The following is a 25356-nucleotide window of genomic DNA, read 5'->3' on the forward strand; positions in this document are numbered from 1 at the left end:
GTGCTGTCCGGACGGAGCGGGCCCGGGCGGAGGCCCGGGCCCGCGTGGGGCCGGTGATCAGGCTTCCTCCGCGGACCCCTTGTCGGACGGCTCATCGGCCTTGCCGCCCTGGTTCAGCATGCCGCCGAGGGCGCTGAGGTTGCTGCCGCCACCGGTGACGAGTGGTGCCGCCTTGCCGGCCGCGTCGACGGCGATCTGGGCCATCTTCTGCAGGTGTTCGGTGGCGGTCTTCATGGCGGCCTGGGCACGTTCGCCGGCGTCCTTGTCGTTGCCGGCGGCGGATTCGATGCCCTTGGTGAGCACCTGGCTCATGTTGCTGAGGCCGCTCATGTCGCGGAACAGGTTCGCGGTGACCATGGCCTGCGCCGCTTGCAGGGCGGTCGGGTCGGGCATCGCCGCAATCGGCGTGAACTTCGCCTGGGAAGCACCCATACCGGCCGCCGTGACGTCGAGGTTCTGCGCCCGCGACGCGGTGGAGACCGGTGCGATGTCGGCCGGCGTGATCTGGATGGGCGAGTCCTTCCAGTTCCAGAAACGGGTGAGGTCGATCTTCTCCGCCGAGTTGGCCCGGCCCAGCACGGCCTCGGCGAAGACACCCTTGGTGGCGATGGCGATCGTGCTGGTCACCGGCGTCCCGAAGGTGGCATCACCCGGCTGGCGGGCCTTGGTCCACGCCTCTCGTTCCTGCTCACTGCCGAAGTTCCACCGGAAGCCGAGATAGTTGCCGGTGGCGGCGACCGGCTTCGGGTCCAGCAGCGTGCCGAGCAGGACCGGCGCGGCGTTGGAGCCCGGCGGTGTGTACGAGTAGTTGGCGAGGATGCGGCTGAGCGTCAGCTCGTCGGCGTTGGCCCACACGGCCTGGCTGTAGTGGCGGCGGTTGTCGTTCAGGTGGTCCAGAACCGCCTGCGGCACGTTCCCGCCGCGCACGTGGAAACCGAGCGAAGCGACGTAGGTGCGGGTGCCTGACTTCACCGTCGAACCGAACAGCCCGCAGATGGCCGCGCCACCGGCATCCTCGGACAGGTCGGGTGCGACGGTGGTGGTCTCGGCGATCCCGAAGTTGGCCACGCCCGAGGCCATCGTCAGGCGCAGCCCGGCGAGGCTGCCACGGGCGGCCGTACCGGACCAGGCGTCGACGGAGATCAGCTTGTCGGCGCCTCCAAAGGCGTACGAGGCGCGCTGCAGCACGCCGGAGCCGCCGGTGTCGCCGCACCGGAAGGTGTGGCCCGGGAAGACCACCTGGAGGCTGCGTATCCCGAACTCGTCGTACCAGACGTCGATCTTGGACGCGTAGGGAGAGTCGGTCTTCGGCGGGACGTCGAAGGAGACCGGTGCCTCGCGTGCGGCGGTGAGCAGCCGGAGGATGTACCCGTTGCTCGTCAGCGCCCAGTATTCTCCGCCGACGGACGAGACGACATCCACCAGTCCGGGGACCCCGGCGAAGTACTTGGGGGCAGTCCAGGTCGTCGCACCGGCCTCCACCACGTGAGCCTTGCCGTCGGCCGCGATGCCCCAGAGCACGCCGTCCGGGCCGGAGGACAGGCGCTGAATGTTCGGCGCCGGAGTCCGCTCCACCCAGTTGGCACCGCTGCGCTCCCACGTCTGTCCCTGCCGGCAGTACCACGCCTTGTTCTTTCCGACGACGGCGACATCGTCGGCGGTGATCTTCAGGCCCTGCGATACGCCGTTCGGGTCGCGGTGGTAGAGCGAGTTGTCCGTGCCGACCAGGTAGAGCGTGCCGTCCGAGCCGCATGCGAGGCTCAGCCCCGCCCAGCCCTGCGGGTCGGGTCGCCAGGTCGTCCCGTCGAACTGCACGAGCAGTTTGTCGTTCCTGAGCGCCCACACGGTGTTCTTGCCCGGCGCGATGCGGATGAGTTCGCTGTTCAGTCCGGTGGTGGGCATCGGGTTCCACTGCCGGGCCACGGGATCGAACTTCACCGGACTGCCGTCGGACTTGCGCACCCCGTACACGCCCATGGCCGATGCGGCGATGTCGACCAGATCCACCCCGTCGAACACCTGGGGGACCGACGGCGTCTCCGGGGCCGAGCACGGGTCGAGCTTGCGCACAGTGGTGTCGAACGGATTCGCGGCCCGGATCTTCGCAGCCCAGTCGGCCGGCGCCACCGACGCGAGCACCTCCTTGTACCGCTGGAGGCTGGTGTAGTTGAAGGTGAGCTCCTGCAGCGGAATGAACAGGCAGCGCTCCAGCTTGGTCGGCTTGGTCGTCACGTTGTAGACCTGGACGACCTCGTAGTACTGCACCGACATCGCGTGCATGTGGTTGTAGTTGGTGACGACGCGGGTGACGACCTGGTCCTTCTCCGACTGTGTCGTCTCGCGCACGACCGTCATGTTCCGGCTGCGGGCCGCGGTCGCCAGCTGCTGGGTCCGCGCGCTGATGCGCTGCGCCGCCTCCTCCGCGACCGACTTCACGCCGGTGGAGCGCGACACCGCTGTCGTGAAGCCGGTGTTCGACGACTCGCCCCAGTTGCCGCCGGCCCCCATGCCGAAGAACGCGACACCGATGCTGCCGCCGGAGCTGGACGACTTGCTTGCCTGCGATGCCTGGGACGTGCCGAACTGCTCCTCGCGGGCGATCGCATTCGCGACCTCGCTGATCGACCGGTTCTGGTCGGTGGTGCCCAGCAGTGTTTCGTTCTCGGAAGCCGTCTCGGTGCCGGTGGCCTTGGTGCTGCGCTGCCAGTCGACGACCGCGACCCTGGTGCTCTCACCGGGTGCGAGTGCGAGGCTGTGCAGCAGCCGGCCGAGGGTGACGCCCTGGGCCGACCAGCTCTGTTCCGTCGTGACGATCATGCCCTCGGCCGGCCGGTCGTAGAACGGCAGGTTCTCCTCGCCGAGATCGATGGCACCGGTCAGCTTGCGGGCGGGTTTCGCTCCGGGGATGTCGGTGAGTACCACCGAGCGGTACCGGACGATCTCCACCGGGTAGTTGCCGGTGGTCGGAAGCAGGTCCTTCGGCGTCGGACCGTCGAGCATCGCCTTGTCCACTTCGAACTTCGGCGAGGTACTCGACGGCGTCGTCTTGCTCGCCGGGGTGGTGCCGGATGTTCCGGTGTTCGGACTACTCATCACGATGCCCGTCTGCGAGGACGATGGGAAAGGCCGGCGTGACCGCCGGGACGTGGAGTGCCTGTTCCGGCAACGGATCACACCTTCCAGATCGCTCGAAAACTACACAGCCCGATCACGGAAACAGCACACTTTGCCGAACTTGGCCGGAACCAGGGACCAGCGGACATTCCTCCCCCGACGCCGGTTCCGGGCACGCCCCCGCACCGGACGCCCGCCAACCTTCGACCGCCGTGCCCGCGCATGGTGAGACCGAACAACATGCGGTTCAGCGCTCCCAGGGTGAGCCGGGACACGAAGTGGTCCCCGGGTGGGAGTCTCCTAGCATGATCGAGTGACTATGGGTAGCGAGTCCGAGGGAGGACGGGAAGCTGTGTCCCGTGCCGCTGAAGCCGAATACATGCACGTCGCCCCCTGTGGAGAACATCGTGAAGACGGGCTGCCCCGCCGATCGGAAGGTGACGATGCGGGGGAGAGCGCTCACTCGGTTGCCGCTCTGGTGGAGCGGGCGGCCGACCTGGCTGAACCGATCAAGCCGCGGTTGCGTGGCTGGCTCCATGCCGGGATGGTTCCCGCGGCACTGATCGCAGGCGTCGTGCTCATCTGCCTGGCCCCTACGCCGCAGGCGGTCCTGGCCTGCTCCGTGTACTCGGTCACCGCCTGGCTGCTGTTCGCAACCAGCGCCATCTACCACCGCGGCACCTGGGGGCCGCTCGGCGAGGCTCTTCTGCGACGGCTCGACCACGCCAACATCTTCCTGATCATCGCCGGCACCTGCACCCCCCTGGCCGTGCTCCTCCTCCCGCCGGCTCAGCGGTCCGTGCTGCTGTGGATCGTGTGGGCGGGCGCGTCGGCCGGCATCGCGTTCCGGGTCCTGTGGATCACAGCCCCGCGCTGGCTGTACACCCCCTGCTACCTGGCCCTGGGCTGGGCACCGGTGAGCTACCTTCCCGACCTCCTGCACACCGGCGGAGCAGCCGTCCTCGCCCTGATCGTCACCGGCGGGCTCCTCTACAGCGCGGGCGCGATCGTATACGCCCTCCAGCGCCCCGACCCCTCACCCCGCTGGTTCGGCTTCCACGAGGTCTTCCACGCCCTGACCGTGGCCGCCTTCACCGCGCACTACATCGCCATCTCCCTGGCCGTCTACTGACCGGGACAAAGTTCTCGCTCGTCCGCTCGTCCGCTCGCCGGATCTCCGGACGGCCGCTGCGTGGCTCCCGGGCCGATCCCTGGCGCCGCAGCATGACGAGTGGTGTGATCAGCCGGTCCAGCTGTCAGACGACTCTCGGGCCGGGGTTCGTCAGCGGGACGGTCCACGGCGGTGAACACCTGCCGGACTCCGTCGGGGTCGCGTCGGGCGGCGGGGCCGTCCGGCGCCGGCCCGAGGTACCACCCGGCGTGGACATATACGGCCTGCGGTCGATCGGGGCGTGCGAGGCCCACGGTGACGCGGGGTTCGTCGGAGGGCATGCCGAGGGAGACGACGGTGTGGACGGCGGAATCCCGATCGCTCCTGTCGACTGCGGTCGGACGGTCTGCCGGATTCGGTGCCCCCTGGTGGTGGAAAGCACCAGTCCGCTCGGAACGGGGCCGAGGTGATTTCCGGGCATCTCGCCGCTCCGGCTGTCCTGCTCATGCGCGTTTATCAGGTGGTGTCCAGATGGGCGAAGACGACGAGGTTCTCGGTGTAGTCCTTCACTGCGTGGTCATAGGCGCCCGCGCAGGTGATGAGCCGCGCCAGCGCCTTGGGCGTGTCACCGTAGACACGCTGGTCGGGGAAGTCGCTCTTGTGGAAGCTCTCCACGGAGTCGACGAGGAAGACGGCGGTGGTGCCGTCGGCCCGTAGGACTTCGAAGCTGTCTCCGGCCGCGAGCTCGTCGAGGCGGGCGAAGACGGCCGGGGCGGTGGCGGTGTCAAGGTGACCGGCCATGAGGGCGGTGCCCCGTTCACCGGGAGAGGCGCCGGAGGCATGCCAGCCGACCAGGTTCGTGTCATCGGCCGGGGGCGGGTCCAGGGCGCCGGAAGGGCCGATCTCCAGGTGGGTGAACGGTGCGTCCACCCCGATCTTGGGGATCTTCAGGCGCGTAGGTGCCGACCTCGGCATCGCAGGGCCGGCCGGGGGGACGCTGCTCGGAGAAGCCCGGCGCAACGTTTCCGGAACAGGCGACGCGGCGGGCCGCGGTGCGGCTGCCGGAGCGTGTTCGGCCCGCGAAGCGGTCGCGGGGCTGGGCGGCATGCTTGTGTCCGGTGAAAAGTTGCCCGGGCCGAAGACGATCAGAAGTACAACCAGCACCAGTGCCCAGAAAACAGTCGGGACAGCCCATCGGGTACGCCTGCGCACTTTCACGGCGGCGGGGTCTGGGAGGGTCTTCACCAGGGGCACCTTTCGAAAGTGCGAGACAGATGCGGGGCGGTGGGCGGGAAGGCGGACGAAGCCGGACGCAGGGGCCAGGGGCCCGTGCGTCCGGCCGGGTGTCACGCCGTCACGCCAGCGGCCTTCCTGCGCCGGTGGAGGACGAACGCTGCCGCTCCGCCGGCCAGCACCACGGCACCGGTCACGTTCGTGCCGGTGCTCGCGAGGCCACCGCCGCCGGTGTGCACGCCGCCCTTGGGCTTGTCCTGCTCCTTGCCCGACTCCTTCTCGTGGTCCTTCGTGTCCGTCTCGGACCCGCGCTTGGACTCGGACTCGGTCTTGGACCAGTCATCGGCGTTCACCGCCGTGAGGGCACCACCGCCGGTGTGCACGCCACCGTGCGGCTTGCCGTGGTCCTTCTCGTCCTTGTCGCCCTTGTCGTGGTCCTTGGACCACTCGTCACCGCTCGACACGGTGAGCGCGCCGCCGCCGGTGTGCACGCCGCCGTGCGGCTTGCCGTGGTCCTTGTCGCCCTTGTCGTGGTCGTTCTTGTTCTGCTTGTCGTGGTCACGCTCCTGGCTGTGGTTGGAGCTTTCCTTGTCCCCGTCCCCGGTGGTGAGCGCGTACGCGCCGGGTGCGGTGATAGCCAGAGTGGCTGCAGTGGCGGTCGCGGCGAAGAGAATGCGGGCAGCGCGCATCGATAGCTTCCTTCCGTCCGCTGCGTCAGCTGACCCACTGTCGGCTTCTCACACGCAGCGACATGGCCCACCGTCAGGTGCTGCCCGTACGGATGCCACTTGAGGTAGTGCATCCGGGCGCCCAGCGTGGCCCTGCAGAGCCGAAAGGGCGTCAGTGCCGCCTCCTGGACGCTGGCGGGCGTTTCGAACACCTGCTCACCCGATGAGGGCGGCCATCCGCGTGCTGTTCAGTGCGATTCCTTCATCGCGCCGGCTCGATGCCGAGGACTGTCAGGAGCTTGCTGCGCTGCCGCAGACGGTGCGTCCTGGAGGCGGCGGAGCACGCCAGTCAGGACGCGCCGCCTGCGGGGTGAGTCGGGGTCTTGGTCCGTGACTGGTCCGGAAGCGCTGGTCAGAAGCGGGATTGCGGTGGGAGGAACCGGGAGTCACGGCGTGAACCGGACCCTGCTCCGAGCGGGGCGAGCTGAAGGCGCCTGACGGGCAGAAGCCCAGGTCACGCGCCTTCTGCCGTGGCTCTAGCCTCGGCCTTTCACGAGCTCTGCCGATCTCGCCGCCGTCGAGGTCGCCGTACCCCCGCTGGCCTCGGCCGTTTCCGTCTGGGTACAAGCCGGGCTCGTTCGATGCGGCATCACTCGCCAGATGCGCGACGTTGCCGTCATGTCAGAGCTCGCTCTGGACGGGTGACCTCCTCAGGTGTCACCTGCAAGGCTGCACAGCGTGGAGAACGAAACGCTGACCGCCGAAGACTATGCGTCCATCCATCGAGCTACGGAGATACTGTCCACGAAATACCTCCACCGCCTGACCCTCAACGCTCGTCTGGAGGCGTGGTCGGAGTTCGTCGAGGACGTCGAAGGAGGCTTCGACGTCTGCTGGGCTTGGGAGTTCGACAACGACGCTGCCCATAGAGACTGGCTCCACGATGCTTGGCCGATCTTGACTGAACGGGTTCGTCGGCTTCGCCAGCCCGAGCTCGACGCTCTGGACGACCGGTTCCGAGCAGCCACCGCGCCAATTACGCCACTTGGCATGAGTAGGAGCACGATGGACGAACGGGAGGAGTGGTGGCAGTTCCGCTACCCCCTGCAGGTGACAGGAGATCCGGGAGATCCGCTGCCTCCGACCTGGTCGCCGCCACCGACGTACATCGGATAGTTCTGCGGCATGGCACCTGGTGGCCCCGAACACAGAAGAGTGCCCCTGACCTGGGACGATTGGGCTTGTCGAAGGTCCATGTCGTCGCAGCGAAAGAAGCACCCCCCAGGTGAAGAGGGGGAGCGGGCCGTACCCGCCTGTCCGCGTCCAGGGCGATGGCAGGGGCGTGGTCACGCAGGCCGGTGCGGTCCTGATGGTAGAGACAGCCCGGTGGGCCGGTCTGGATGCCGTGCTGTCGGCGGCGCTGACGCCGTGGCGCAAGCCGAGTGCGGTGCACGATCCAGGCAAGATCCTTCTGGACCTGGCGCTGGCCACCGCGTTGGGTGGGGACTGCCTCGCAGACGTGGGCGTGCTGCGGCCGAGCCTGCCGTCTTCGGTCCGGTGGCGTCCGACCCGACCGTCTCCCGCCTGATCGACACGCTTGCCACCGCCGGCCCGCAAGCCCTGACGGCGATCCGGCAGGCCCGGGCTGAGGCCCGCGAGCGCGTATGGCGACTGGCCAAAGCCGCGGCCCCGGACAGCGGTGGCGAGGTAGTCGTGGACATCGACGGCGTGCTGGTCCTGGCGCACTCCGAGAAGGAGGATGCGACCGCGACCTGGAAGAAGACCTTCGGCCACCACCCGCTGTTCGCGTTCGTCGACCACGGCGCCATCGGGTCCGGCGAGCCGGTGGCCGGCCTGCCGCGGCCGGGGAACGCGGGCAGCAACACCGCCGCCGACCACATCACCGCAGCACGGCTCGCGCTGGCCCAGCTCCCGGCGGAGTATCGCCGCGGACGTCGGACACTGATCCGCACCGACTCCGGCGGCGGCACCCACGAGTTCGTGAACTGTCGAAGGCCCGCCCGGCCTCCTCCACCCTGCCCAGGTCGAGCAGCGTCGGAGCCCGGTTGTTCAGCTCGTCGGCGCGGAGATCCGCGGCCGTCGGCTGCGGGCGCGGATACGGCGAGCCTTGGCAGCCGGGGCACTGTCCGGCTTTGGTGTTGTACGAGAAGCGGCCCGCGCTCCAGCCGCGTCGCTTGGCCACCTCGGTGGCCGCGCAGCTTGCGCAGCGCATCGAGTGCGCCGGTGTAAGTGGCCGGTGTGGAGCGCGAGTTGGCGCAGATCGGCGTGGCATCGATACGGCGCAGCGCGGAGAGCGGGGCGTCGGAGGTGAGGCGGGTGACGTACTCGGGCAGCGGGTCGTCGGCAGAGTTCTGCTTCACCAGCGGAGGCGAGGCTGTCGAAGATCAGGGTGGACTTGCCGGATCCGCTGGAGCCCAGAGCTCCCCGCAGTGAGCCGAAGCTGATGGGATCGGGTAAGGCGACGTGGAGGCGAACTCGGGCGACATTGAGTGGCGGGACAGGTGGGAGGAAAAAAATACTCGGCGCGCGGCAACCATTCGCGGGTCGGCGGCCACTGACAGGGCGTAACTCCGTTCTTCTCCCTGTAAGGAAGCCCCGTGGCTGCTCGCTCCCATCGCCGGTCCCTCCGTTCCCGCCGTGCCGCCGTCATCTGCGCGGCTGTCGTAGCCGCAGGCGTCGGCGCGGGTGTTGTCGTGATGAACGCCAATGCCGGGACCGTCGACCTGTACCACCAGACGCTCACCCCCAAGGACGGCTGGGCGTCCTCCGGTACGGGGACCACCGGTGGCACGAAGGCCGACACCGCCCACACCTTCACCGTCTCCACCCGTGCGCAGCTCGTGAAGGCGCTGGGATCGGTCTCCGACACCACGCCCCGCATCATCAAGATCAACGGCATGATCGACGCCAACACCGATGACAGCGGAAAGAAGCTGACCTGCGCGGACTACGCCCTCGGTACCGGCTACTCGCTGTCGGCCTACCTCAAGGCGTACGACCCTGCCGCCTACGGCCGCTCGAAGCTGCCCTCCGGCACCCAGGAGAGGGCACGCGCCGCCGCCCAGGCCAAGCAGGGTAAGAACATCGTCTTCAAGGTGCCCGCCAACACGACGATCGTGGGCGTTCCCGGCACGAACGCGGGCCTCACCGGGGCCATGCTCCAGATTCAGAACGTGGACAACGTCATCGTCCGCAACCTGACCTTCGCCGCCACTGAGGACTGCTTCCCGCAGTGGGACCCGACCGACGGTGACGACGGCAACTGGAACTCCAATTACGACTCGGTGTCCCTGCGCGGCGCGACCCACGTGTGGGCGGACCACAACACGTTCACCGACGCGCCGCACTTCGACAGCGCCAACCCGAAGTACTTCGGCCGCGAGTACCAGATCCACGACGGCGCCCTCGACATCACCAAGGGATCCGACCTGGTGACCGTCTCGCGCAACCAGTTCACCAACCACGACAAGACGATGCTGATCGGCGGCAGCGACACCGACAGTGTCGGCAAGCTGCGCGTGTCCATCCACCACAACGTGTGGAAGGGCATCATGCAGCGCGCCCCGCTGGCCCGCATCGGCCAGATCCACATCTACAACAACTACTACGACATCACGCCCCTTAACGGGTACACGCCGCAGTACAGCATCAACTCCCGTGCCAAGGCTCAGGTCGTCGCGGAGAACAACTACTGGAAGCTCCCGTCCGGCGCGAAGGCCGCCAAGCTCCTCAGCGGTGACGGCACCGGCTCGGTCAAGGGCTCCGGCAACCTCGTCAACGGCGCGGTGACCGACCTCGTCGCCGCCTACAACGCCGCCTCGTCCAAGGACCTGAAGACCACGGTCAACTGGACCCCGACCCTCACGACGGGCCTGGAGACTTCGGCGAGCAACCTGCCGACGTCGCTGGCGACGACGACGGGGGCGGGCGTGCTCAAGTAGCACCCGGGACACGCGAGGACCGGGAGACCAAGAGCCCCCGGCCGCCGCGTACTCGTGCCGCGCGGTCCGCCGCGCCACGGACTGTGAGGGGCCCGGGATGCCTTCCCGGGCCCCTCACGGCGTCTGCCAGGCATCAGCCCGCAGAACGGTGCACGCAGGCCGCTGGCTTTGTTCTCGGTGGACAGAAGCGTAAATGCTCCACGAGCGACGCTGGCCGCTACTTGGGGTGCCACCTCGACGGCTTCGGTCGGGATGACCTCCTTGCCGTTGCTGGCGCCCGCCGGTCGCGTTGCGCCCCTTGTTCCCCTGCTCGTCAAGGGTCCGGCTGCAGCTCTGGCGGTGCTCGGCGGCGCGATCCGGTCGAAGCGGGCGGCATCGACTGGGGGGCTGGACCAACCGGGCCACGTGCTCGCCGGGCCCGGTCCCGGCAGAACCGGATCGGCGACACGGCCGAGCGCGCGACGCCGGGGCGATGTGCACACGAGGTGGTGGCCTGCGCAGCCCGGCTGCACCGAGGTCGAGTGCTGCCCTGCCGGGCCTGCGGTGTGGCGTTGGTACTGCGTCCTGGCGCGCCGGGCGCAGGCGCGGGCGGCGCGGGCGCGGTCGCCGCAGCGGGTGGAGCACCACTGGCGGCGGCCGTGCTTGAGCAGGAAGCGGTTGCCCGGACTGCTACGGCGTCGGGAGCCGAACAGGCACCCCGGCGGGGGAGACCGGCTGCCGAGCTGGTGGCCGGCCCTGACAAGATGCGCGAGAAGCGTCAGGGCACCGGGGACGGGTCCCTTGCGCCCTCCGGGCGGTGCGGTAGCAGGACCACGGCCAGGGCAGGCAGAGCCGCGAGAGCGAGCCACGGTACGGCCGGTGGGAGGCCCAGGTCGAGGAGGGAGCCGGTGGCCGAGCTGCCCAGGAGGACGATGAGGCCGGAGACGGAGGACAGGGCGCCGGTGTAGAGGCCGAGGCGGCCGACCTCGGCGAGGTCGGGCACCCAGGCGCGGGCGGCCGGGACGATCAGCATCTGGCCCAGGGTGAGCAGGAGGACGTATACGGTGGCGGGCAGCAGCCCGGTGACGCCCGTCCACTCGGCGGGGCGGGCGGCGGCCACGACCGCGAGGCCGGCGGCGATGAGCAGGAGTCCGCCGGCCATCGAGCGGCGCAGGCCGAGCCGGTCGCCCGCCCAGCGGGTCACGGGGAGCTGCGCACACACGGCCGAAAGGGAGGCCAGGGCGAACAGCCAGGACAGCGCTGCCTGGGAGCCGGTCGCGCGCTGCACCTCCTCGGGCAGGGCGAGGTAGAGCTGGTTGTAGGCGAGCAGATAGGCGCCATAGGCGCAGCACAGGGCGAGGAAGGGGCGGTTGCGCAGCAGTACGCGGAGCCCGCCCCGGGCTCGGATCGGGACCTGGCCGGGTATGTGCTGTGGCATCAGCCGGGCGTGTCCGGCAAGCACGAGGACGAAGACGGCGGCTCCCGCGAGGCAGGCGGTGCGGAAGTCCACGGCAAGCAGCAGGGCGCCGAGCAAGGGGCCGACGAAGGCGCCGGCCTGGCCGGCTGCCGAGAACAGGGCCAGTACCCGGGTGCGCGGACCATACCCCTCCCTCTCCCACGCCACGGCCTGCCGGGCGGCCTCCGACTCCACGGCCGGGGAGAACAGGGCGGCGGCGAGGCCGATCAGGAGGACCGCGCCGATCACCGTCCAGGTCTCCTCCGCGTACCCGAGCCAGGCGAATCCGGTGACGCGCAGCCCGCAGCCGACCAGGACGACGGGGCGTACGCCGTAGCGGTCGACGAGCCAGCCGCCGACCACGAACAGCCCCTGTTGGCTGAAGGTCCGCAGGCCCAGGACGAGACCGACCAGCCACCCTGCCATGCCGATCGCGGTGCCGAGGTGCGCGGCGAGGAACGGCAGGACGGCGTAGAAGCCGACGTTGAAGGCGAGTTGCGTCAGGACGAGCAGCTTGAGGAGCGGGGACAGGGTCTTCCAGGTCCGTTCGCGCGGAGACGTGGAGGCTCCGGTGCCCCGTCCGGGCAGCACGCGGGAGAAGCGGGCGGGCATCCGGTTTCCGTCAGTCGGTGGGATGGGTGAGGACGGGAGTACGCGCCGGTTCCGGGACCGGCTGGGCCGTGTCGGCGGGACGTGCCGGAGGCACTGCGGGGTGCTTGCCGGAAGATCGCCGGAACCGGGGCAGGCGCACTCCGTCCGCCGTGGTCACCGCCAGCGCCCCGAGCAGGGCGAGCACGGCGGCCGGGGCGAGGACCGCCCATGGCGCCCGCTCGGCGTACGGCTGGTTCTCGGCGATCAGCAGACCCCACTCGGGGGACGGCGGCTGGGAGCCCAGGCCCAGGAAGCCGAGCGCGGCGAGGGCGAGGGCGATGCCCGGCAGCCGGAGCAGAGCGTGGCGGGTCACGGGCGGCAGGACGGCCGGGACCAGTCGGCGAATGAGGAGGTACCACGCGCCCGCGCCGAGCGCGCGTGTGGCGTTCACATGGGTGGCCGCGCGTTCCTGCCGCAGCAGGGCGGATGTGTGGGCGGCAAGCGGCGACCAGGCGACGGCGGCCACCGCGAGGGCGGGCGTCCACGGGCCGCTGCCCGCCGTGCCGGTGAGCAGAAGGGCCAGCAGGACCGGTGGTACCGCGTTGACGGTGTCGGCGAGCGGCTCGGACAGCCGGGGCAGCAGCCCCAGCAGGACGCCGATGACGAGTGCGGCGGTGCTCACCGCCACAGCGACACCGAGGGTGCTCACCGCGCCGTGCGCGATCCGGGCCAGGATGTCCCGGCCGAGGGCGTCGGTGCCGAACGGGTGAGTGGGCGAGGGGGCTTGGAGGCGGGCACCGGTCTCCAGCGCGAGCGGGTCGCGAGGCAGGCCGAGGCCGATGACGGCGGCGAGTACCGCCCCGTACAGCAGGGGAAGGATCCGGGGGCCGGGCGGGGCGTGCCGGTGCAGGGAGTGCAGGGCTCCGTCGCGCAGGGCGGGGCCGATCAACGCCCGGGCGGCGAGCCGGGTCAGAGTGGTGGCGATCGCGGCGAGCAGGACCAGGGCCAGGGCGCCGGTCTGCAGGACGGGCAGGTCCTGGGCGAGCGCGGCGCCCAGGGTGAGCCGGCCCAGGCCGGGGATGTCGTAGATCTGTTCCACGGCGACAGCGCCGCCGTTCAGGCCCACTATGAATAGTCCCAGGTTGGGCAGCACTCCGGGCAGGCTGCGGCGCACGGCCTGTCGGGCCACGGGCCGGGGCGGGATGCCGCGTGCAGCGGCGGCGAGCGTCCACGGCTCGGCGAAGGCGCCCGGCAGCAGATCGTCCAGCATCCGCCCGAGAAGCGCTCCGGCGGGCAGGCCGAGAGCGAGGGACGGGAGCACCATCCACTGCGGCCCGTACCAGCCCAGGGCGGGCAGCCAGCCGAGCTGCACCCCGACGACCGACACGAGAACCGAGGCGAGAAGGAACTCGGGGAGCGCGGCCAGCACGGCCGACCCGGTACCGCCGGGCTTCCGTTCACCGAGCCGGCGTCGCGAGCCCAGCCACAGCGTCCGCGCGCAGACGGCGCCGGCCGTCACCGCGGCGACCGCCAGGGCCCCGGCCATCAGGAGCAGGGAGGCACCGAGGGCCTGGGCGACGGACGGCAGCACCTCACCGCCGGAGACCCATGAACGGCCCGCGTCCCCGTGGAGCAGTCCGCTGACCCATCGCCCGAGCAGGGCCACTGGGCCGTCGTCCAGGTGGAGTTGCTCCCGTATGTCCCGCAGTGCCTCGGGAGTGGGCTCACCCTCGGCCGACCGGGCCTTGAGCACGGTCAGCGCGGGGTCCGTGCGCGACAGCCAGGGCAACAGCCCGATGCCGCACAGCAGGGCGGCGGTGACCAGGCCCCGCCACATCAGCGCGGGCCCGCCGCCCTGCGCGAACGTGCGCAGGGCGGCGGCACCCCCCGTCGTCGGTCCGGTCATCGGGTCAGCGCCGGGTTCCCGTGCCGACGAGGAGACGTTCGTACGGGTCCCTCAGTGTGCCCTCGACCGAGGTGCTGAGGCCCATGGCCGTCTTCATGTGCACCAGCGGGACTACCGCGTCCGTGGCGAGCAGGGCGGCTTCGGCCGCCATGACGGCGTCCTGGCGCTGGCCGGTGTCGGTGACAGTCGCGGCCCGCGCCACGGCCTGGTCGACCTTCCTGTCGCACAGCTGGGACTGGTTGTTGCTCCCCTCGCAGGTGTAATCGCTGGCGAGGACCGAGACCGGGTCGCCGGTGTCCACGAGGACGTTGCGGGCGTAGACGGTGGCGTCGAACTTCCCGGCCAGCGCGTCGCTGTCGAACCGTGCCAGGTCGCGTACCTCCACCTTCACCGTGAACCCGGCCTTCTGGAGCTGCTGTTGCAGCACCTGGGCGACCTCCGGGAGCTCGGGCCGGTTGCTGTAGGTGGCGATCGTGACGGCGGTGCCGTCCGGGTCCGTGGCCTTCGCCCGGTCCTTCTGCTCGATGCGCTTGCCCGCAGCCCAGTTCAGGGCGGGGCCGAAGACGCCCTGTCCGGGCTCCGCGTACCCCTCGTACACGTCCCTGGCGAGGACGGTGGGGTCGATGGCCTCCCGGGCGGCCGCACGCAGTCCCGGATCGGCGAACGGGCCGGACTTCGTGTTCAGGTTCAGTACGACGGTGCGCGCGGTCGGCTTCTCGTGGACGGTCTTCTTGTCCAAGGAAGGGAGCTGGGCGATGGGCAGCGTCTCGGCGATGTCCACCCGGCCGGTGCGCAGAGCGTTGGCGCGGGCGGTGCCGTCGGCGATGAACGTGGCGTCGATGCCGGCCGCCTGGGGGCGTCCGCCCCAGTAGCCGTCGAAGCGGTTCAGGGAGGCGGCCGCCGCGCCGGTGATCTTCTTCAGGGCGAACGGTCCGGTGGCGGTGCCGACCGGGTTCACCGTGCCGGCCTTCGCGTACGCCTTGGGGGAGAAGACCGCCAGGCGCGGGTTGGACAGTCTCAGCGGCAGTACGGGGTCGGGGGCTTCGGTGCGGACGCGCACCTGGTGGTCGCCCACCGGCTCGGCGGACAGTTTCACCCCGGCCAGGGCGACCGGCACGGGCTTGATCTGCGCGGCGCGGGTGAGGGCGATGGCGACGGCGTCCGGGGTGACCTCGCCGCCGTCCTGGAACTTCGCGTCCCGCAGCGTGAACAGCCAGCTGCGGCCGCCGTTCTCGCTGTTCCAGGACTGAGCGAGCGCCGGGGCCGCGCTGCCGTTGGCGTCCAGCTGGGTCAGTCCCTCGGAGACGCCGAGTCTGGACAGGTGGTAGGCGTCCTCGCCGTACGGGGAGAAGTTCTCCGCGGGCGGGAAAGCCATTGCCACGCGCAGCCGTGAGCACTCGCCAGAGTCCGAAGACCCGGTGGCCGGGGAATCGCCCTCTCCGGAGGCGAAGCAGCCGGTGAGCAGGGGGGCGAGGAGCAGGCCGACTATGAACCGCCGGCGGGGTCTTCTCATGGTGCGCGTTCTCGTCTTCCGGTCGTGCCGATCAAGGGGCGTTGACCGATAGAGTAAACGATAATCGTTTTCACTAAAAAGGGGTACCTCGACGTGCAGCGTCCCCTTGCCTCCGCCGGCTTCTGTCCGCTCGTCGAGCACCGGCTTCCCCGGAGACCGTCACAGTGCCTCCGCGTCCGGGAATGACGGGGGTGCAGGAAGAGCGCATTCATGGACACAGAGCAGTGAGATGAGGAAGCGTGACGGAAGGCCCGGCGACCGGTCGCCGAGCTGGCCGCCTTCGCGAGTGCGGACGGCGGCTGCCGGTCAACTGGACGTGATGGCCGTAGCTGTGCCAGCGGCGAGTGCCGTGGCGGCGGAGATGGCCAGGGGCGGCTGGTTGTCGTTGCGCGGAGCCCTGGCCCGTTCTTCAGGCGGGACGGGGAGTCGTCTGTGGAGCGGCAGCCGGAGCTTGCTGGATGCGGCGGAGCAGACCCTCGCCGCGGCGGCAGAGGAAGACCGCGACGATCTGCGCAGCCGACTGGAGCAGCGGCTCGTCCTGCAGCTCGCCGCCTATCTGGACCGCTATCCCGATATGGGCGAGGGACTGGCGGCGCTCCTGCCCGCCCCGCAGGACGACGCGCCGTCGGAGGGCGCCCCGGTGTCGACCGCGCAGGACAACACCAACAGCCAGATCGTGCAGGCGTCGGGCAGCCTGGACGCGGGCAGCGGAGCCATCAACTACGCGGTGCCGCCGCGCGACCTGCCCTAATGTGTCCTGCGGGCATCGAACGTTCGTCGAACAGATATCAGGGCTGACACGTCGCCGCGGCCGGCGTACGGAACGCCTTCGCGCCCGAGTGCTCGGCGTCGGCGTGAGCCGGAGCACGGTCCTGTTACTGGTCGACGCACTGCCGGAGCCGGAGCCGGAGCCGGAGCCGCCCGCCCCGCGGGTGGTCGGGGTCGACGAGTACGCGACCCGCAAGGGACGGCACTACGGAACCGTCCTGGTGGATGTCGAGAACCGGCGGCCAGTTGACCTGCTGCCCGACCGGGAAGCGGCCGGCCTCGCGGCCTGGCCGGTGAAGCAGCCGGGGATCGAGGTGGTCTGCCGGGACCGGGCTCCCTTCTGCGCCGAGGGAGCCACCGCCGGCGCACCGCAGGCGGTCCAGGTCGCCGACCGGTGGCACCTCTGGCACAACCTCCGCGAGGCTGCCGAGCGTAGCGTCTCCCAGCACCGTCGCTGCCTGCGCGTACCCGCCTTCTCGTCGGCGGTGTCGCCGGGCACCGGGCGGGCCGCGGCGACCACCAGCTTGGAGACGACATCGATGACGACCTGCCGTCCACGATCAGCTTTGGGTTCTGTCTCTTTGGACAGCGTCGGGTCCAGATGAGGATGCCTCGCGAGGTGGAGTGCGGTTTGGTAGGCGATCGCCAACCGGCTCGACAAACTGGCCACCCGCTACAAAGCCGGAGTCCACCTCGCCTCACTCATCCTCTGGATCCCGCGTACCCATCCGAGATCGTTTGTCAGCCCGAACAGCCCGCGGGCGAGCTGTTCGGGCTTCGGTCAGCCGGAGCAGGAAGAGCAAGAGCAGCAGGACCCGACCCGCACGTTGTCGATCACTGGACCGTAGGCGCCGCTGGCAGTGGTGCTGGCGAACGACAAGGTCGTGGAGGCACCTGTGGCCACGAACGTCACCTGACGTCCCACATACCCCATCCGGGCAAAAGTCTTACCCGTGGTGTCGAACGAGAAGTCCTGGAAGTTCTGTCCGTCAATGAGAACGCGCCCTGTCTTCACGCCCTGAACATCTGCCGGGTTGCCGGCCAGCGCGTAGGAGATCGTGTACGTCTCGCCCGCCGTCGTCCTGAAGGTCTGCGACACCTTGCCGGGCCCCGTGCCGTTGAGGTCGACGGATTGCTCCCCGTCAGCCGCCTGCCAGAAGCCGCTGCCGATCAGGTCCACCGAACCGCTGTCCACCGTCCAGGGGCCGATGGTCTGCCCGGCCGGCAGCGTACTGAAGGAGTTCGCAGGCGCGGTCGGGTATTCGAAGCTGCCGTCATCGAGCGCTACCGGGGCCGCCATCGCGGCACCAGGCATAAGTGCCAGCAGGCCGGCAACGGCAACAGTTGTGAGGGATGCGCGTAAGGCCACCATTAATTCCTCCAAGCGGGAGAGGTCTTCGGGCGCATTGGTGGTGCACACAAAGTCTGTAGCGCAGGCGTCGCTCGGGACAGATCACGAAGACGGCGCGCGGGTGTAACGGCTCTGGTGAGATCACCTCCCGCGCCGCGCTCGCGCATCAGCGCGCGGGCAAGAATCAGCCAGCGCCGGTCGCGAAGCATCTCCGGCTGCGGGTGGCGGCTGCTTCAACCGCAACCCGCCTGGGCCGGCACTGCAGGCAATTTGCCCGAGATGCGACCCTGTAGCAATACATGACAGCAGGTACTTCGCTCTGCGGGGATACGTCAAACGTGGTTGCAGCATCAGGATCCATCCGGCCGATTACGTGTAGGTCGGGATGACCGCGATCACTGTGGGGCGGCGTCGAGGAACATATGACCGCGTCTGCCGTAACGCGTGGCGTGGGCTTCGGTGCGGACGCAAGTGCCCTGCCCCATGTGCAGATCGGCGCATCAGCATGGCGGGGGATCACGAAGTCGCTCGCCGCAGCGGGCCGGCTGGTAGTAAACGGGTGGAGTGGTGCCGAAGACTCGGTCCACTCCTCGTCGCCGCCCAGGCACTGAGCTGTCCACGTGAGGAAGGCCGTGTCGAAGTTCGCGTTCTTGCCTTACAGGCCGAGGCTTGGTGAAGGAGCACTCCCGAGGCTTGGTGAAGGAGCACTCCCGCTGAGCCGTCGGACGGCCGCGGCCAACAGGGTGGCGTTGTGGGCGAGCCCGTCAGCTAGGCTCAGAGAATCCCTGTCTTCAAACCGCTTTGAGGGAGCCATGACCGTCACATACCTGATGCTCGCGCGGCTTCCTGAAGGGGGTTTGGACGCCTTCGACGCGTATGAGAACGCCGTGCTGCCACTCCTTGCGGAGTATGGAGGATGTCTTGAACGCCGATTGCGCACTCTGGACAATCAGGTCGAGGCCCACCTCATAACCTTTCCCAATGGCGAGGATCTCGCTGCCTACCGGGCAGATCCCCGGCGTTCTGCCGCTGCACCCCTGCTCGAATCGTCTGGGGCGTCGGTCGAACTGCTGGCGATGCGCGACGTTCAGTGATGCGGTGCAGCGTCAGGGGAGGCTCGCATAGGCGTCACCACCAAGCATCGGTGACCGCTCGTGCGGAGGTCTGGGACAAGGCGCTGATGAAGAGCGCTGGAACACGTGGAGCTGTTCGGGGGCCAGTCGGTCCAGGTCGGCGGTGAAGCGGGCCAAGGCCTCGCACAGGGGCACTGCGAACCTCTCCATGAGGCACGAAGCCCCGGCAGGGCTTGAGTCCCAGTGTCGTGGCAACGTCTTAGTCAAGAGGACGCGATGGACTTCGAGATCCGCAAGGTCAGAACCACCGGGCGGAGATGGCTGTTCGCGTTGTAAGGGCCTCGGTGACGTGGTGCTCCGTCGCGGCGGATTGTCGAGGGGAGTGGAGTGCTGGTGCGCGCTCAGTGATGGGGCAGTCGGCTGCCGTGCGAGTTCGCAAGCCGAGCTTCTTCGGCGAGTACGACACCAGCAGGTTCTTCGAGTGCTGGCGGTACAGATGTCGAACCCACGCTGACCAGCGGAGACGGCAGGTGGTGTGCCTCCTCGGCAGGGGGTGGTCCGGAACTGGCCCGGATCTTGGTCCTGGTGGTCTCAGGCGGAGAGATGGCGTGGGATGGGAAGTTCTGGGAGTCATCCATGTCCTGCACGTCCATGGCGTTCGCCAGGTGGGCCCGAACGTGGGGTCGTCTTAACGCCGGGGTGCCCGGGCGCGCTGTGCCTGTAGTTGTGCGGAGGCGGCGTTTGCGCGTGCCATGGAAAGAGGCTGTGAGAGCCGCCCGGCTGCTTGGGTGCTCCACCAGCAGTGGGCGTCGGGCGAGAACGCGGCCTCGGGGACGTGATCGATGGCTTCCTGGTACACGGCGGGCGAGTCGTGCCCTTCGGTGTGGTCGATCACTCGCAGGGAGCGGCGCGAGAGGCCATCGAGGAGGGTGAAGAGCCGGGAACTGCCGGCAGGCGGTGTCGGCTGGGGCCGGCTTGGTGGACGCCGCCTGGATACTGGGTCCAGAGCAGGTACTGGGCAGGCCACGGCAGGTCGATCACCTCGCGTCCGTCGTAGGCCACGACCACCGGCTCGGCCATGGAAGCAGCGATGCCGGTGACCAGCCCACGCCCCGCGTGGTGCAGTCGATCGGCCAGCCTGATCACCCACGGTTCATCCCGCAGATCGCGCCGGATCGCCCGCTCCAGGGCGTCGTATGCACGCGCCCATCGTGCCGCCACCGGAGAGGCGTGGTTGTTCTGCTCGGCAGGGGTGAGACGCATCAGGGCATGGAGCCACTTCTCGCACCACCGGTCGAAGCCGGACTGGTAGTCGTAACGGGCCGTGCCCGAGAGGGAGTCCTTCCCTGTGCGTCCAGGGCTTCCTCGCAGATCTCTTCCCAGGTCTCCTGCCAGGGGAGCCGGAACCTTCCGGGCCGACGGCGTCGGAAGCCGGAGTCGCGGAGTGCCGCCCCCCGATCAGGAGCAGCTCTTCCTGGGCCTTCCCGCCTCGGCATGCGGCGACATGGCGTTCCGCCACCCGATCACGAGCGGCGCCCAATGCCGAGTGCGGCTTCCGAAGGAGGCGGTGGATGTCCCCCGCATTGCACCCTCCCGGTCCGAACATCCCGAAGGTGAGGACGTCGCAATACGGACCTGCCCCCGTCAACCACGGGCCGCGCCTGGCTGAGGGAAACCGCACGAAACCGCCCATCGAGGCCGTAGTGGCAGCTGCGGGACACGTGGCCTCGGCGCGGGGCCGGGGGGCTGTCCCGGGCAGGAGCCAGGCCGAGAACTGATTCCACGTCACCACGTCGCGGCTACTCCGGGCGCGGGGTCCCGGCTGCTGTCCCCCCAGCGTCCGGCCGTGGGCGGGAGGAACATCGGGTGGCCCACGGCAGGAGGGGCCGGAACGCGGCTGGACCGCGCCCCCGGGTGGCCGGCGGTGGGGAAGGTGCTGTCGTCGTCGGCCTCGATCAGGATGCGGGCTCCGGTCCTGACGCCGACTGCCGGGATCGAGGTCAGGGCTTTGGAAAGGGATGGGCCTCCAGAAGTTCGTCGATCCGCCCGGCAAGAAGTTTCCGCTGATCAGGCACGGCCGTCAGCGAAGCGGCCAGGCTGGGGATGATCAGTGCGGCCGCGTCGGTGCCCGGACGGTGACGGTCTGGTCGTGGTCAGCTCTCGGATGATCAACGCCCGGGCCATAGACGTATTCTCAATTGGCTCAGTAGCGAAAATCGTTGAGCGGCTGGTGCCGGATGATCTGTGGGAATTGTTCCAGCGAGTGGTGCCGGAGGCTCCTTCGCGGCCTCAGGGGAGTGGCCGGCGTCGGCATGGCGATCGGCAGGTGCTGGCGGCGATCGTGTTCGTGGCCACCTCCGGCTGCACGTGACAGCAGTTGCCTGCCTCATCTTTCGGGCCTTCCCGGGCCACGGCTCACCGCCGGTTCGCCGAGTGGTCGAAGGCGATGTGGGCCAAGCTGCACCGCCTGGTCCTGGATGAGCTCGGCTCTCGGGGCGCGCTGGACTGGCCGAGGTGCGCGATCGACTCGGTCAGCGTGCGGGCGGTGAAAAAGGGGAGCTGACGGGTCCGAATCCTGTCGACCGGGGCAAGTACGGGTCGAAGATCCGTCTGATCACCGAGCGGATCGGTCTGCCCATCTCCGTCGGGATCTCCGGCGCCAACCTCCACGACCGTCAGGCCCTGATCCCGCTGGTGAAGGGCATACCCCCGGCCCGTTCACGCCGCGGCCGACGCCGGCGCAAGCCCGGCAAGCTTCACGCCGACAAGGGCTACGACTACCGCCACCTGCGGCGATGGCTCTCCGGCCGAGGCATCCGACACCGCATCGCCGGCAAAGGCATCGAGAGTTCCCAGCGACTCGGACGACACCGATGGACCATCCAGCGAACCACGTCCTGGTTCGCCGGCTGCCGACGACTCCATCGACGCTACGAGCACAAGGCCGAGCACTTCCTGGCCTTCACCAGCATCGCCCGCACCCTGATCCGCTACCGCAGACTCAACTCACCAAACAAGGTGAATTCTGCCGTAAGGGTTGTCTCGTCACTCCGACGGCCTTGGCTTCGACTGTGATCGGAAGGTTTGGTCAGGCGTCACTGGGACCGGGAGCCCAGCCGGTGTGCTGGGCCCAGGCGTCAGCGCGTCGGATGATGTCCCATACGAAGGCATCTTTTGCTTGGGCGTAGCCGGGACGGTCGTTGCGGAATTCGGCTGCGCAGTGCTTCTTGGCTGCCGCGTACTCGTTCGCGGCAGCCGTGTGACACCGAAGGTAGTCGCGAAACAGCAGGGGGAACTGCTCTGAGAAGCTACCCAGTCGCCGCACGTGCACGTGGGTCCGGCGCTGACCTGGAGGTTCCCGGAAGTATCGTTTGGTCTGTTCAGGATTATCCGCCCGGTACACGAGCCCCATCTCTGTCAGCGGGCGCAGGAACGCATCCGTTGCTTCCAGCGATACCACTGAGATCTGGATGTCAATCACCGGCTTGGCCGCCAGCCCTGGCACCGAGGTGGACCCGATGTGGTCGATTCGAGCCGCAGCATCACCGAGGGCGACACGTAGGCACGTGCCCCACCTGGCGAACATGGCTGGCCACGCAGGGTCGTAAGGCATGATCTCGACTGGCTCTCCCATACTGCGAGTGTTGCAGGGCTTGCCGCAACCGTGATGTGCGGCTGCCGCCGCCTGCACCGCCGCTACGAGCGCAAGACCGAGCACTTCCATGCCTTCGTCGGGATCACAGCCGCTCTCATCTGCTGTAGCAGGCTGGTGGCCTGCCGAGCAGCGCCCGGAAATGGGAGCTCTCTTACCAGGAGGAGCTTGGAAGCCATCTTGCCTCCCTTCCTCCGGAGGGAGGCGCCACCGAGCGTGGTGGAGTTCTGACGGTAGTTCTGGACCAGGCTGACGAGAGCCCACTTCTGCCGTATCCGCCGTAGCGGTTGAGAAGGTCACTGCACGGCCGGGGTCTTAGCCGGGTTCGGTTTCTCGTGGCCTGCCGCACGGCCGGCTATCCCGCGACCCTGACGTCTGTACTGTCCGAGGCCTTCGGTGCTTGTTGGTGCGTTGATCTCGCTCCGTTGAGCCGGCGGGAGGCTGTGGCGCTGGCTGATAGCGCCGGCGTGCCGGGCGAAGAGCTAGTGACGGCGGCTGAGGCTGCTGGTGCCGCCGCGCTTGCCGGCGTGCCGTTGACCCTGGAACTGCTGGTCATGACCTATCGGGCTGACGGACAGATGCACGGGCTGCCAGAAGAATTGTTCGCTCGCGGTGTGGCACTGCTTGCTGAAGACCCTGACGCTGGCCGACTCGAAAAGTCCCTGATCACCACGGTTCCGCAGCGAAGCCGCGCTACCTCGGCGCGGCCCACCCGAAACGCACCGCCCCGTTGCCCAGGCAGCCCGCCTGGCTCAGCCCTGGATGGTGGCGAGCCAGTCGATCAGCAGGCCGTTGACCTCCTCGGGGCTTTCCTGCTGGATCCAGTGGCCGCAGCCGTCCAGGAGGTGAGAGGCGGACAGGGCGGGGAGGGTGGTGGGGTAGGCGTCGATGGCGTCGGCCATCCAGGTGGTGGAGGCGTCCAGTGCGCCACCGACGAACAAGGCGGACTGTTTGATCGGGGCTCCGCGGTGGGGGGCGAGGTCTTCCCAGTCACGGTCCATGTTGCGGTAGCGATTGAGGGCGCCGGTCAGGCCGGTGCGCTCGAAATCCCCGGCGTAGACGTCGAGGTCGTCTTCGCTCAGCCAGGCCGGGAGGACCCCTGTGGGGAAACGGTCGCGCAGCCGGCCGCCGGCGCGGGCGACGAAGTGCGGGTCGGGCTCGCCCTCGGCGGGCATGGTGTCGGCGGACAGGGCCGCGTAGAAGCCCGCGAGCCAGCCCCGGACATCGGGCTCGATCTCCGCCTCGGCGCGGCCGGGCTCCTGGAAGTAGGAGACGTAGAACTCCTGTTCGGGACCGCCGATCTGGTCGAAGACGTCGGTCGGGCGTGGGCCGCCGGGCGGCGCGTACGGAACGCTCAGCAAGCCGACCGCGCGGAAGACCTCGGGGCGGAGCAGGGCCGAGGCGGCGGCGATGTTGGAGCCCCAGTCATGGCCGACCACCACCGCGTTTTCCTCGCCGAGGGCACGCACGACGGCGACGTTGTCCTCCACCAGGTCGAGCATCCGGTAGGCATCGGTCGCCTCCGGCCTGGAGGAACGGCCGTAGCCCCGTACGTCGATCGCCACTGCCCGGTAGCCGGCCGCGGCGAGGGCCGGGAGTTGGCGGCGCCAGGAGTACCAGGACTCGGGGAAGCCGTGGACGAGCAGGACCAGCGGGCCGGTGCCCTGTTCGGCCAGGTGCAGGTGCCCGGCCGGGGCCTCGACGGTGCGATGGCAGAGTGCGGCGGTCGGCTCGGGCTGCATGGGCTTCTCCTCGATTTCCGGATGGACGCGGCTACCCATCGATCATGCGGCGCGGCACCCGCCCGACGCGATCAGCCTTGCCCTTCTGGCAAACTCGCAGGACAGAGCGGTGGAGCGGCACGGCAAGAAGGAGCGGGAGAGGTGGCAGTCGATGACGTGGACGGCACGCTGGCCGCGATGGGATCCCGGTTGCGGGCCGCGCGCGAGCACCACAGCGCGACGCTCGCCGGTGTCAGCTGCGCGACCGGCATCTCGACCAGCACGCTGTCCCGGATGGAGACCGGTCGGCGCAAGCCCACCCTGGAGGTGCTGCTGCACCTGTCGAAGGAGTACGGCGTCTCCCTGGACGAACTGGCCGGCACCGCGCCGATCCCCGCGGCCGAGCCGCGTGCTGCGGCGCCTCTGAGCTTCGGGGATGACAAGGCGGTGCTGCCGCTGACCCGGTACGTCGGCGGCCTGCACGCCCACAAGCATGTTCTGCCTGCCGTCGAGGAGCCGTCCAGGCGGCCCCGGCAGGTGTCCCACGAGGGTTACGAGTGGCTGTGCGTCCTGTACGGGCGGCTGTGGCTCACACTCGGTGACCAGGACGTCGTCCTGACTGCCAGGGATGTCGCCGAGTTCGACACCCGCGTCCCCCACGGAGTTGCCAACGCCGGATCCGACGGACCGGTCGAGTATCTGATCATGTTCGGGCCGCAGGGAGAACGTCTACGGCCGCGCACCTTTCCAGCCGCTGGCCGTCGTGGGGCCGGTGACAGAAAGGATGCTGAATGAGCGTTTGTGACAAGCCGCGTGTCTCGCTGGTGACAACCACGCCGCTTCGCCCGGTCTCGTTCGCTCGTCATCCAGTTCTGCCGGTGACAACTAGCGTGCTTCGGCTGACGCCCATCAACCTGGACAAGAGCCCGCTGTCTGCCGTGGACGAAGAGGCCGTGCGCCTGGCCGACGTCCTGGAGGACCACCCGGACGCCAGCGACGTCACCGACTCCGGCCGCCAGGGCGGCAGTCTTCGCCGTGGTGGGCGCTCCTTGGCTCTGTCCGCGAGAACGGGCAGCGGATGTACCCCGGTGTGGGAGGCAGCCGCCGCCTGAGGGGGAATCGAAATGTTCACGGGTTTCGACAGCAGCACTGGCACCGAGAGGTTGCTGCTGGGGGTGCGATGGCCGACGTCGCCGGTGTGCCGGCTTCAGGCAGGCGGTAACTGCCCTGGACGGTGACCGTGCCGGTCCACCCGTCC

Annotated in this window: 18 protein-coding genes and 5 pseudogenes; 12 read left to right on the plus strand and 11 right to left on the minus strand. The window is 69.2% G+C overall.

The features are described 5' to 3' along the window. Nucleotides 1–57: 57 nt before the first annotated feature. On the minus strand, nt 58–3093 hold the full coding sequence (locus PUR26_RS05715) for a hypothetical protein (protein WP_329869805.1): 3036 nt from the start codon (nt 3091–3093) through the stop codon (nt 58–60). A gap of 400 nt (nt 3094–3493) precedes the next feature. On the opposite strand from PUR26_RS05715, the gene trhA reads away from it, so the two are divergent. Next, nucleotides 3494–4246: a PAQR family membrane homeostasis protein TrhA gene (trhA, locus tag PUR26_RS05720; protein ID WP_329869844.1), complete on the plus strand. Its 753-nt coding sequence runs from the start codon at nt 3494–3496 to the stop codon at nt 4244–4246. Nucleotides 4247–4741: 495 nt separating this feature from the next. Here the strand turns inward: trhA and PUR26_RS05725 are convergent, their stop codons facing one another. Together PUR26_RS05725 and PUR26_RS05730 are read right to left on the minus strand one after the other, a co-directional pair. Further along, a complete protein-coding gene (locus PUR26_RS05725; protein WP_329869807.1) occupies nt 4742–5332 on the minus strand; it encodes a class F sortase in 591 nt (196 codons plus the stop codon). Between the two features lie 239 nt (nt 5333–5571). Then, the gene (locus PUR26_RS05730) at nt 5572–6147 is read right to left on the minus strand and encodes a hypothetical protein (RefSeq protein WP_329869809.1); all 576 of its coding nucleotides are present in this window, start codon (nt 6145–6147) and stop codon (nt 5572–5574) included. A gap of 717 nt (nt 6148–6864) precedes the next feature. Here PUR26_RS05730 and PUR26_RS05735 point away from each other — a divergent pair. From PUR26_RS05735 to PUR26_RS05745, 3 genes and pseudogenes are all read left to right on the plus strand, one after another. Beyond that, the gene (locus PUR26_RS05735; RefSeq protein ID WP_329869810.1) at nt 6865–7302 is read left to right on the plus strand and encodes a hypothetical protein; all 438 of its coding nucleotides are present in this window, start codon (nt 6865–6867) and stop codon (nt 7300–7302) included. A 109-nt stretch (nt 7303–7411) separates the two neighbouring features. After that, nucleotides 7412–8133, plus strand: a pseudogene (locus PUR26_RS05740) (transposase); the annotation flags it as partial. A gap of 611 nt (nt 8134–8744) precedes the next feature. After that, on the plus strand, nt 8745–10088 hold the full coding sequence (locus tag PUR26_RS05745; RefSeq protein WP_329869812.1) for a pectate lyase family protein: 1344 nt from the start codon (nt 8745–8747) through the stop codon (nt 10086–10088). Nucleotides 10089–10845: 757 nt separating this feature from the next. On the opposite strand, the gene PUR26_RS05750 is transcribed toward PUR26_RS05745, so the two are convergent. The 3 genes from PUR26_RS05750 to PUR26_RS05760 form a co-directional block, all read right to left on the minus strand. Further along, a complete protein-coding gene (locus PUR26_RS05750; RefSeq protein ID WP_329869814.1) occupies nt 10846–12135 on the minus strand; it encodes an MFS transporter in 1290 nt (429 codons plus the stop codon). Between the two features lie 10 nt (nt 12136–12145). Beyond that, nucleotides 12146–13951: an ABC transporter permease subunit gene (locus tag PUR26_RS05755; RefSeq protein ID WP_329869845.1), complete on the minus strand. Its 1806-nt coding sequence runs from the start codon at nt 13949–13951 to the stop codon at nt 12146–12148. Between the two features lie 73 nt (nt 13952–14024). Then, a complete protein-coding gene (locus PUR26_RS05760) occupies nt 14025–15533 on the minus strand; it encodes an ABC transporter substrate-binding protein (RefSeq protein WP_329869815.1) in 1509 nt (502 codons plus the stop codon). Between the two features lie 451 nt (nt 15534–15984). On the opposite strand from PUR26_RS05760, the gene PUR26_RS05765 reads away from it, so the two are divergent. From PUR26_RS05765 to PUR26_RS05775, 3 genes and pseudogenes are all read left to right on the plus strand, one after another. Further along, nucleotides 15985–16284 (plus strand): hypothetical protein, encoded by a 300-nt coding sequence (locus PUR26_RS05765; protein ID WP_329869817.1) that lies wholly within the window; start codon nt 15985–15987, stop codon nt 16282–16284. Between the two features lie 103 nt (nt 16285–16387). Then, nucleotides 16388–16906, plus strand: coding sequence for a transposase (locus PUR26_RS05770; protein WP_329869819.1), 519 nt, complete (start codon nt 16388–16390; stop codon nt 16904–16906). A 33-nt stretch (nt 16907–16939) separates the two neighbouring features. Then, a pseudogene (locus PUR26_RS05775) lies at nt 16940–17054 on the plus strand (IS5/IS1182 family transposase); the annotation flags it as partial. A gap of 28 nt (nt 17055–17082) precedes the next feature. Here the strand turns inward: PUR26_RS05775 and PUR26_RS05780 are convergent. Further along, on the minus strand, nt 17083–17673 hold the full coding sequence (locus PUR26_RS05780; protein WP_329869847.1) for a choice-of-anchor C family protein: 591 nt from the start codon (nt 17671–17673) through the stop codon (nt 17083–17085). 791 nt (nt 17674–18464) lie between these two features. Here PUR26_RS05780 and PUR26_RS05785 point away from each other — a divergent pair. Further along, a complete protein-coding gene (locus PUR26_RS05785; RefSeq protein ID WP_329869821.1) occupies nt 18465–18746 on the plus strand; it encodes a hypothetical protein in 282 nt (93 codons plus the stop codon). Nucleotides 18747–19616: 870 nt separating this feature from the next. On the opposite strand, the gene PUR26_RS05790 is transcribed toward PUR26_RS05785, so the two are convergent. Together PUR26_RS05790 and PUR26_RS05795 are read right to left on the minus strand one after the other, a co-directional pair. Beyond that, nucleotides 19617–19988 carry a hypothetical protein gene (locus PUR26_RS05790; protein WP_329869823.1) on the minus strand — a complete coding sequence of 124 codons (372 nt, stop codon included), beginning with the start codon at nt 19986–19988 and terminating at the stop codon, nt 19617–19619. A gap of 606 nt (nt 19989–20594) precedes the next feature. Then, nucleotides 20595–20857 (minus strand): annotated as a pseudogene (locus PUR26_RS05795) (IS110 family transposase); the annotation flags it as partial. Nucleotides 20858–20889: 32 nt separating this feature from the next. Here PUR26_RS05795 and PUR26_RS05800 point away from each other — a divergent pair. Next, nucleotides 20890–21734: pseudogene (locus PUR26_RS05800) on the plus strand (IS5 family transposase); the annotation flags it as partial. Nucleotides 21735–21813: 79 nt separating this feature from the next. Here PUR26_RS05800 and PUR26_RS05805 read toward each other — a convergent pair. After that, nucleotides 21814–22359, minus strand: coding sequence for a GrpB family protein (locus PUR26_RS05805; protein WP_329869825.1), 546 nt, complete (start codon nt 22357–22359; stop codon nt 21814–21816). On the opposite strand from PUR26_RS05805, the pseudogene PUR26_RS34605 reads away from it, so the two are divergent. Then, nucleotides 22303–22494, plus strand: a pseudogene (locus PUR26_RS34605) (hypothetical protein); the annotation flags it as partial. The gene PUR26_RS05805 and the pseudogene PUR26_RS34605 sit on opposite strands and share 57 nt — an antisense overlap. A gap of 635 nt (nt 22495–23129) precedes the next feature. Here PUR26_RS34605 and PUR26_RS05815 read toward each other — a convergent pair. After that, nucleotides 23130–24119 carry an alpha/beta fold hydrolase gene (locus PUR26_RS05815; protein WP_329869827.1) on the minus strand — a complete coding sequence of 330 codons (990 nt, stop codon included), beginning with the start codon at nt 24117–24119 and terminating at the stop codon, nt 23130–23132. Between the two features lie 141 nt (nt 24120–24260). Between PUR26_RS05815 and PUR26_RS05820 the strand changes: the two genes are divergently transcribed. Together PUR26_RS05820 and PUR26_RS05825 are read left to right on the plus strand one after the other, a co-directional pair. Next, a complete protein-coding gene (locus PUR26_RS05820) occupies nt 24261–24893 on the plus strand; it encodes a helix-turn-helix domain-containing protein (RefSeq protein WP_329869829.1) in 633 nt (210 codons plus the stop codon). Between the two features lie 83 nt (nt 24894–24976). After that, nucleotides 24977–25210 carry a hypothetical protein gene (locus PUR26_RS05825; RefSeq protein WP_329869831.1) on the plus strand — a complete coding sequence of 78 codons (234 nt, stop codon included), beginning with the start codon at nt 24977–24979 and terminating at the stop codon, nt 25208–25210. Nucleotides 25211–25356: the final 146 nt, after the last annotated feature.

Source organism: Streptomyces sp. SP18CS02, assembly GCF_036322365.1.
Taxonomy (GTDB): Bacteria; Actinomycetota; Actinomycetes; order Streptomycetales; family Streptomycetaceae; genus Streptomyces.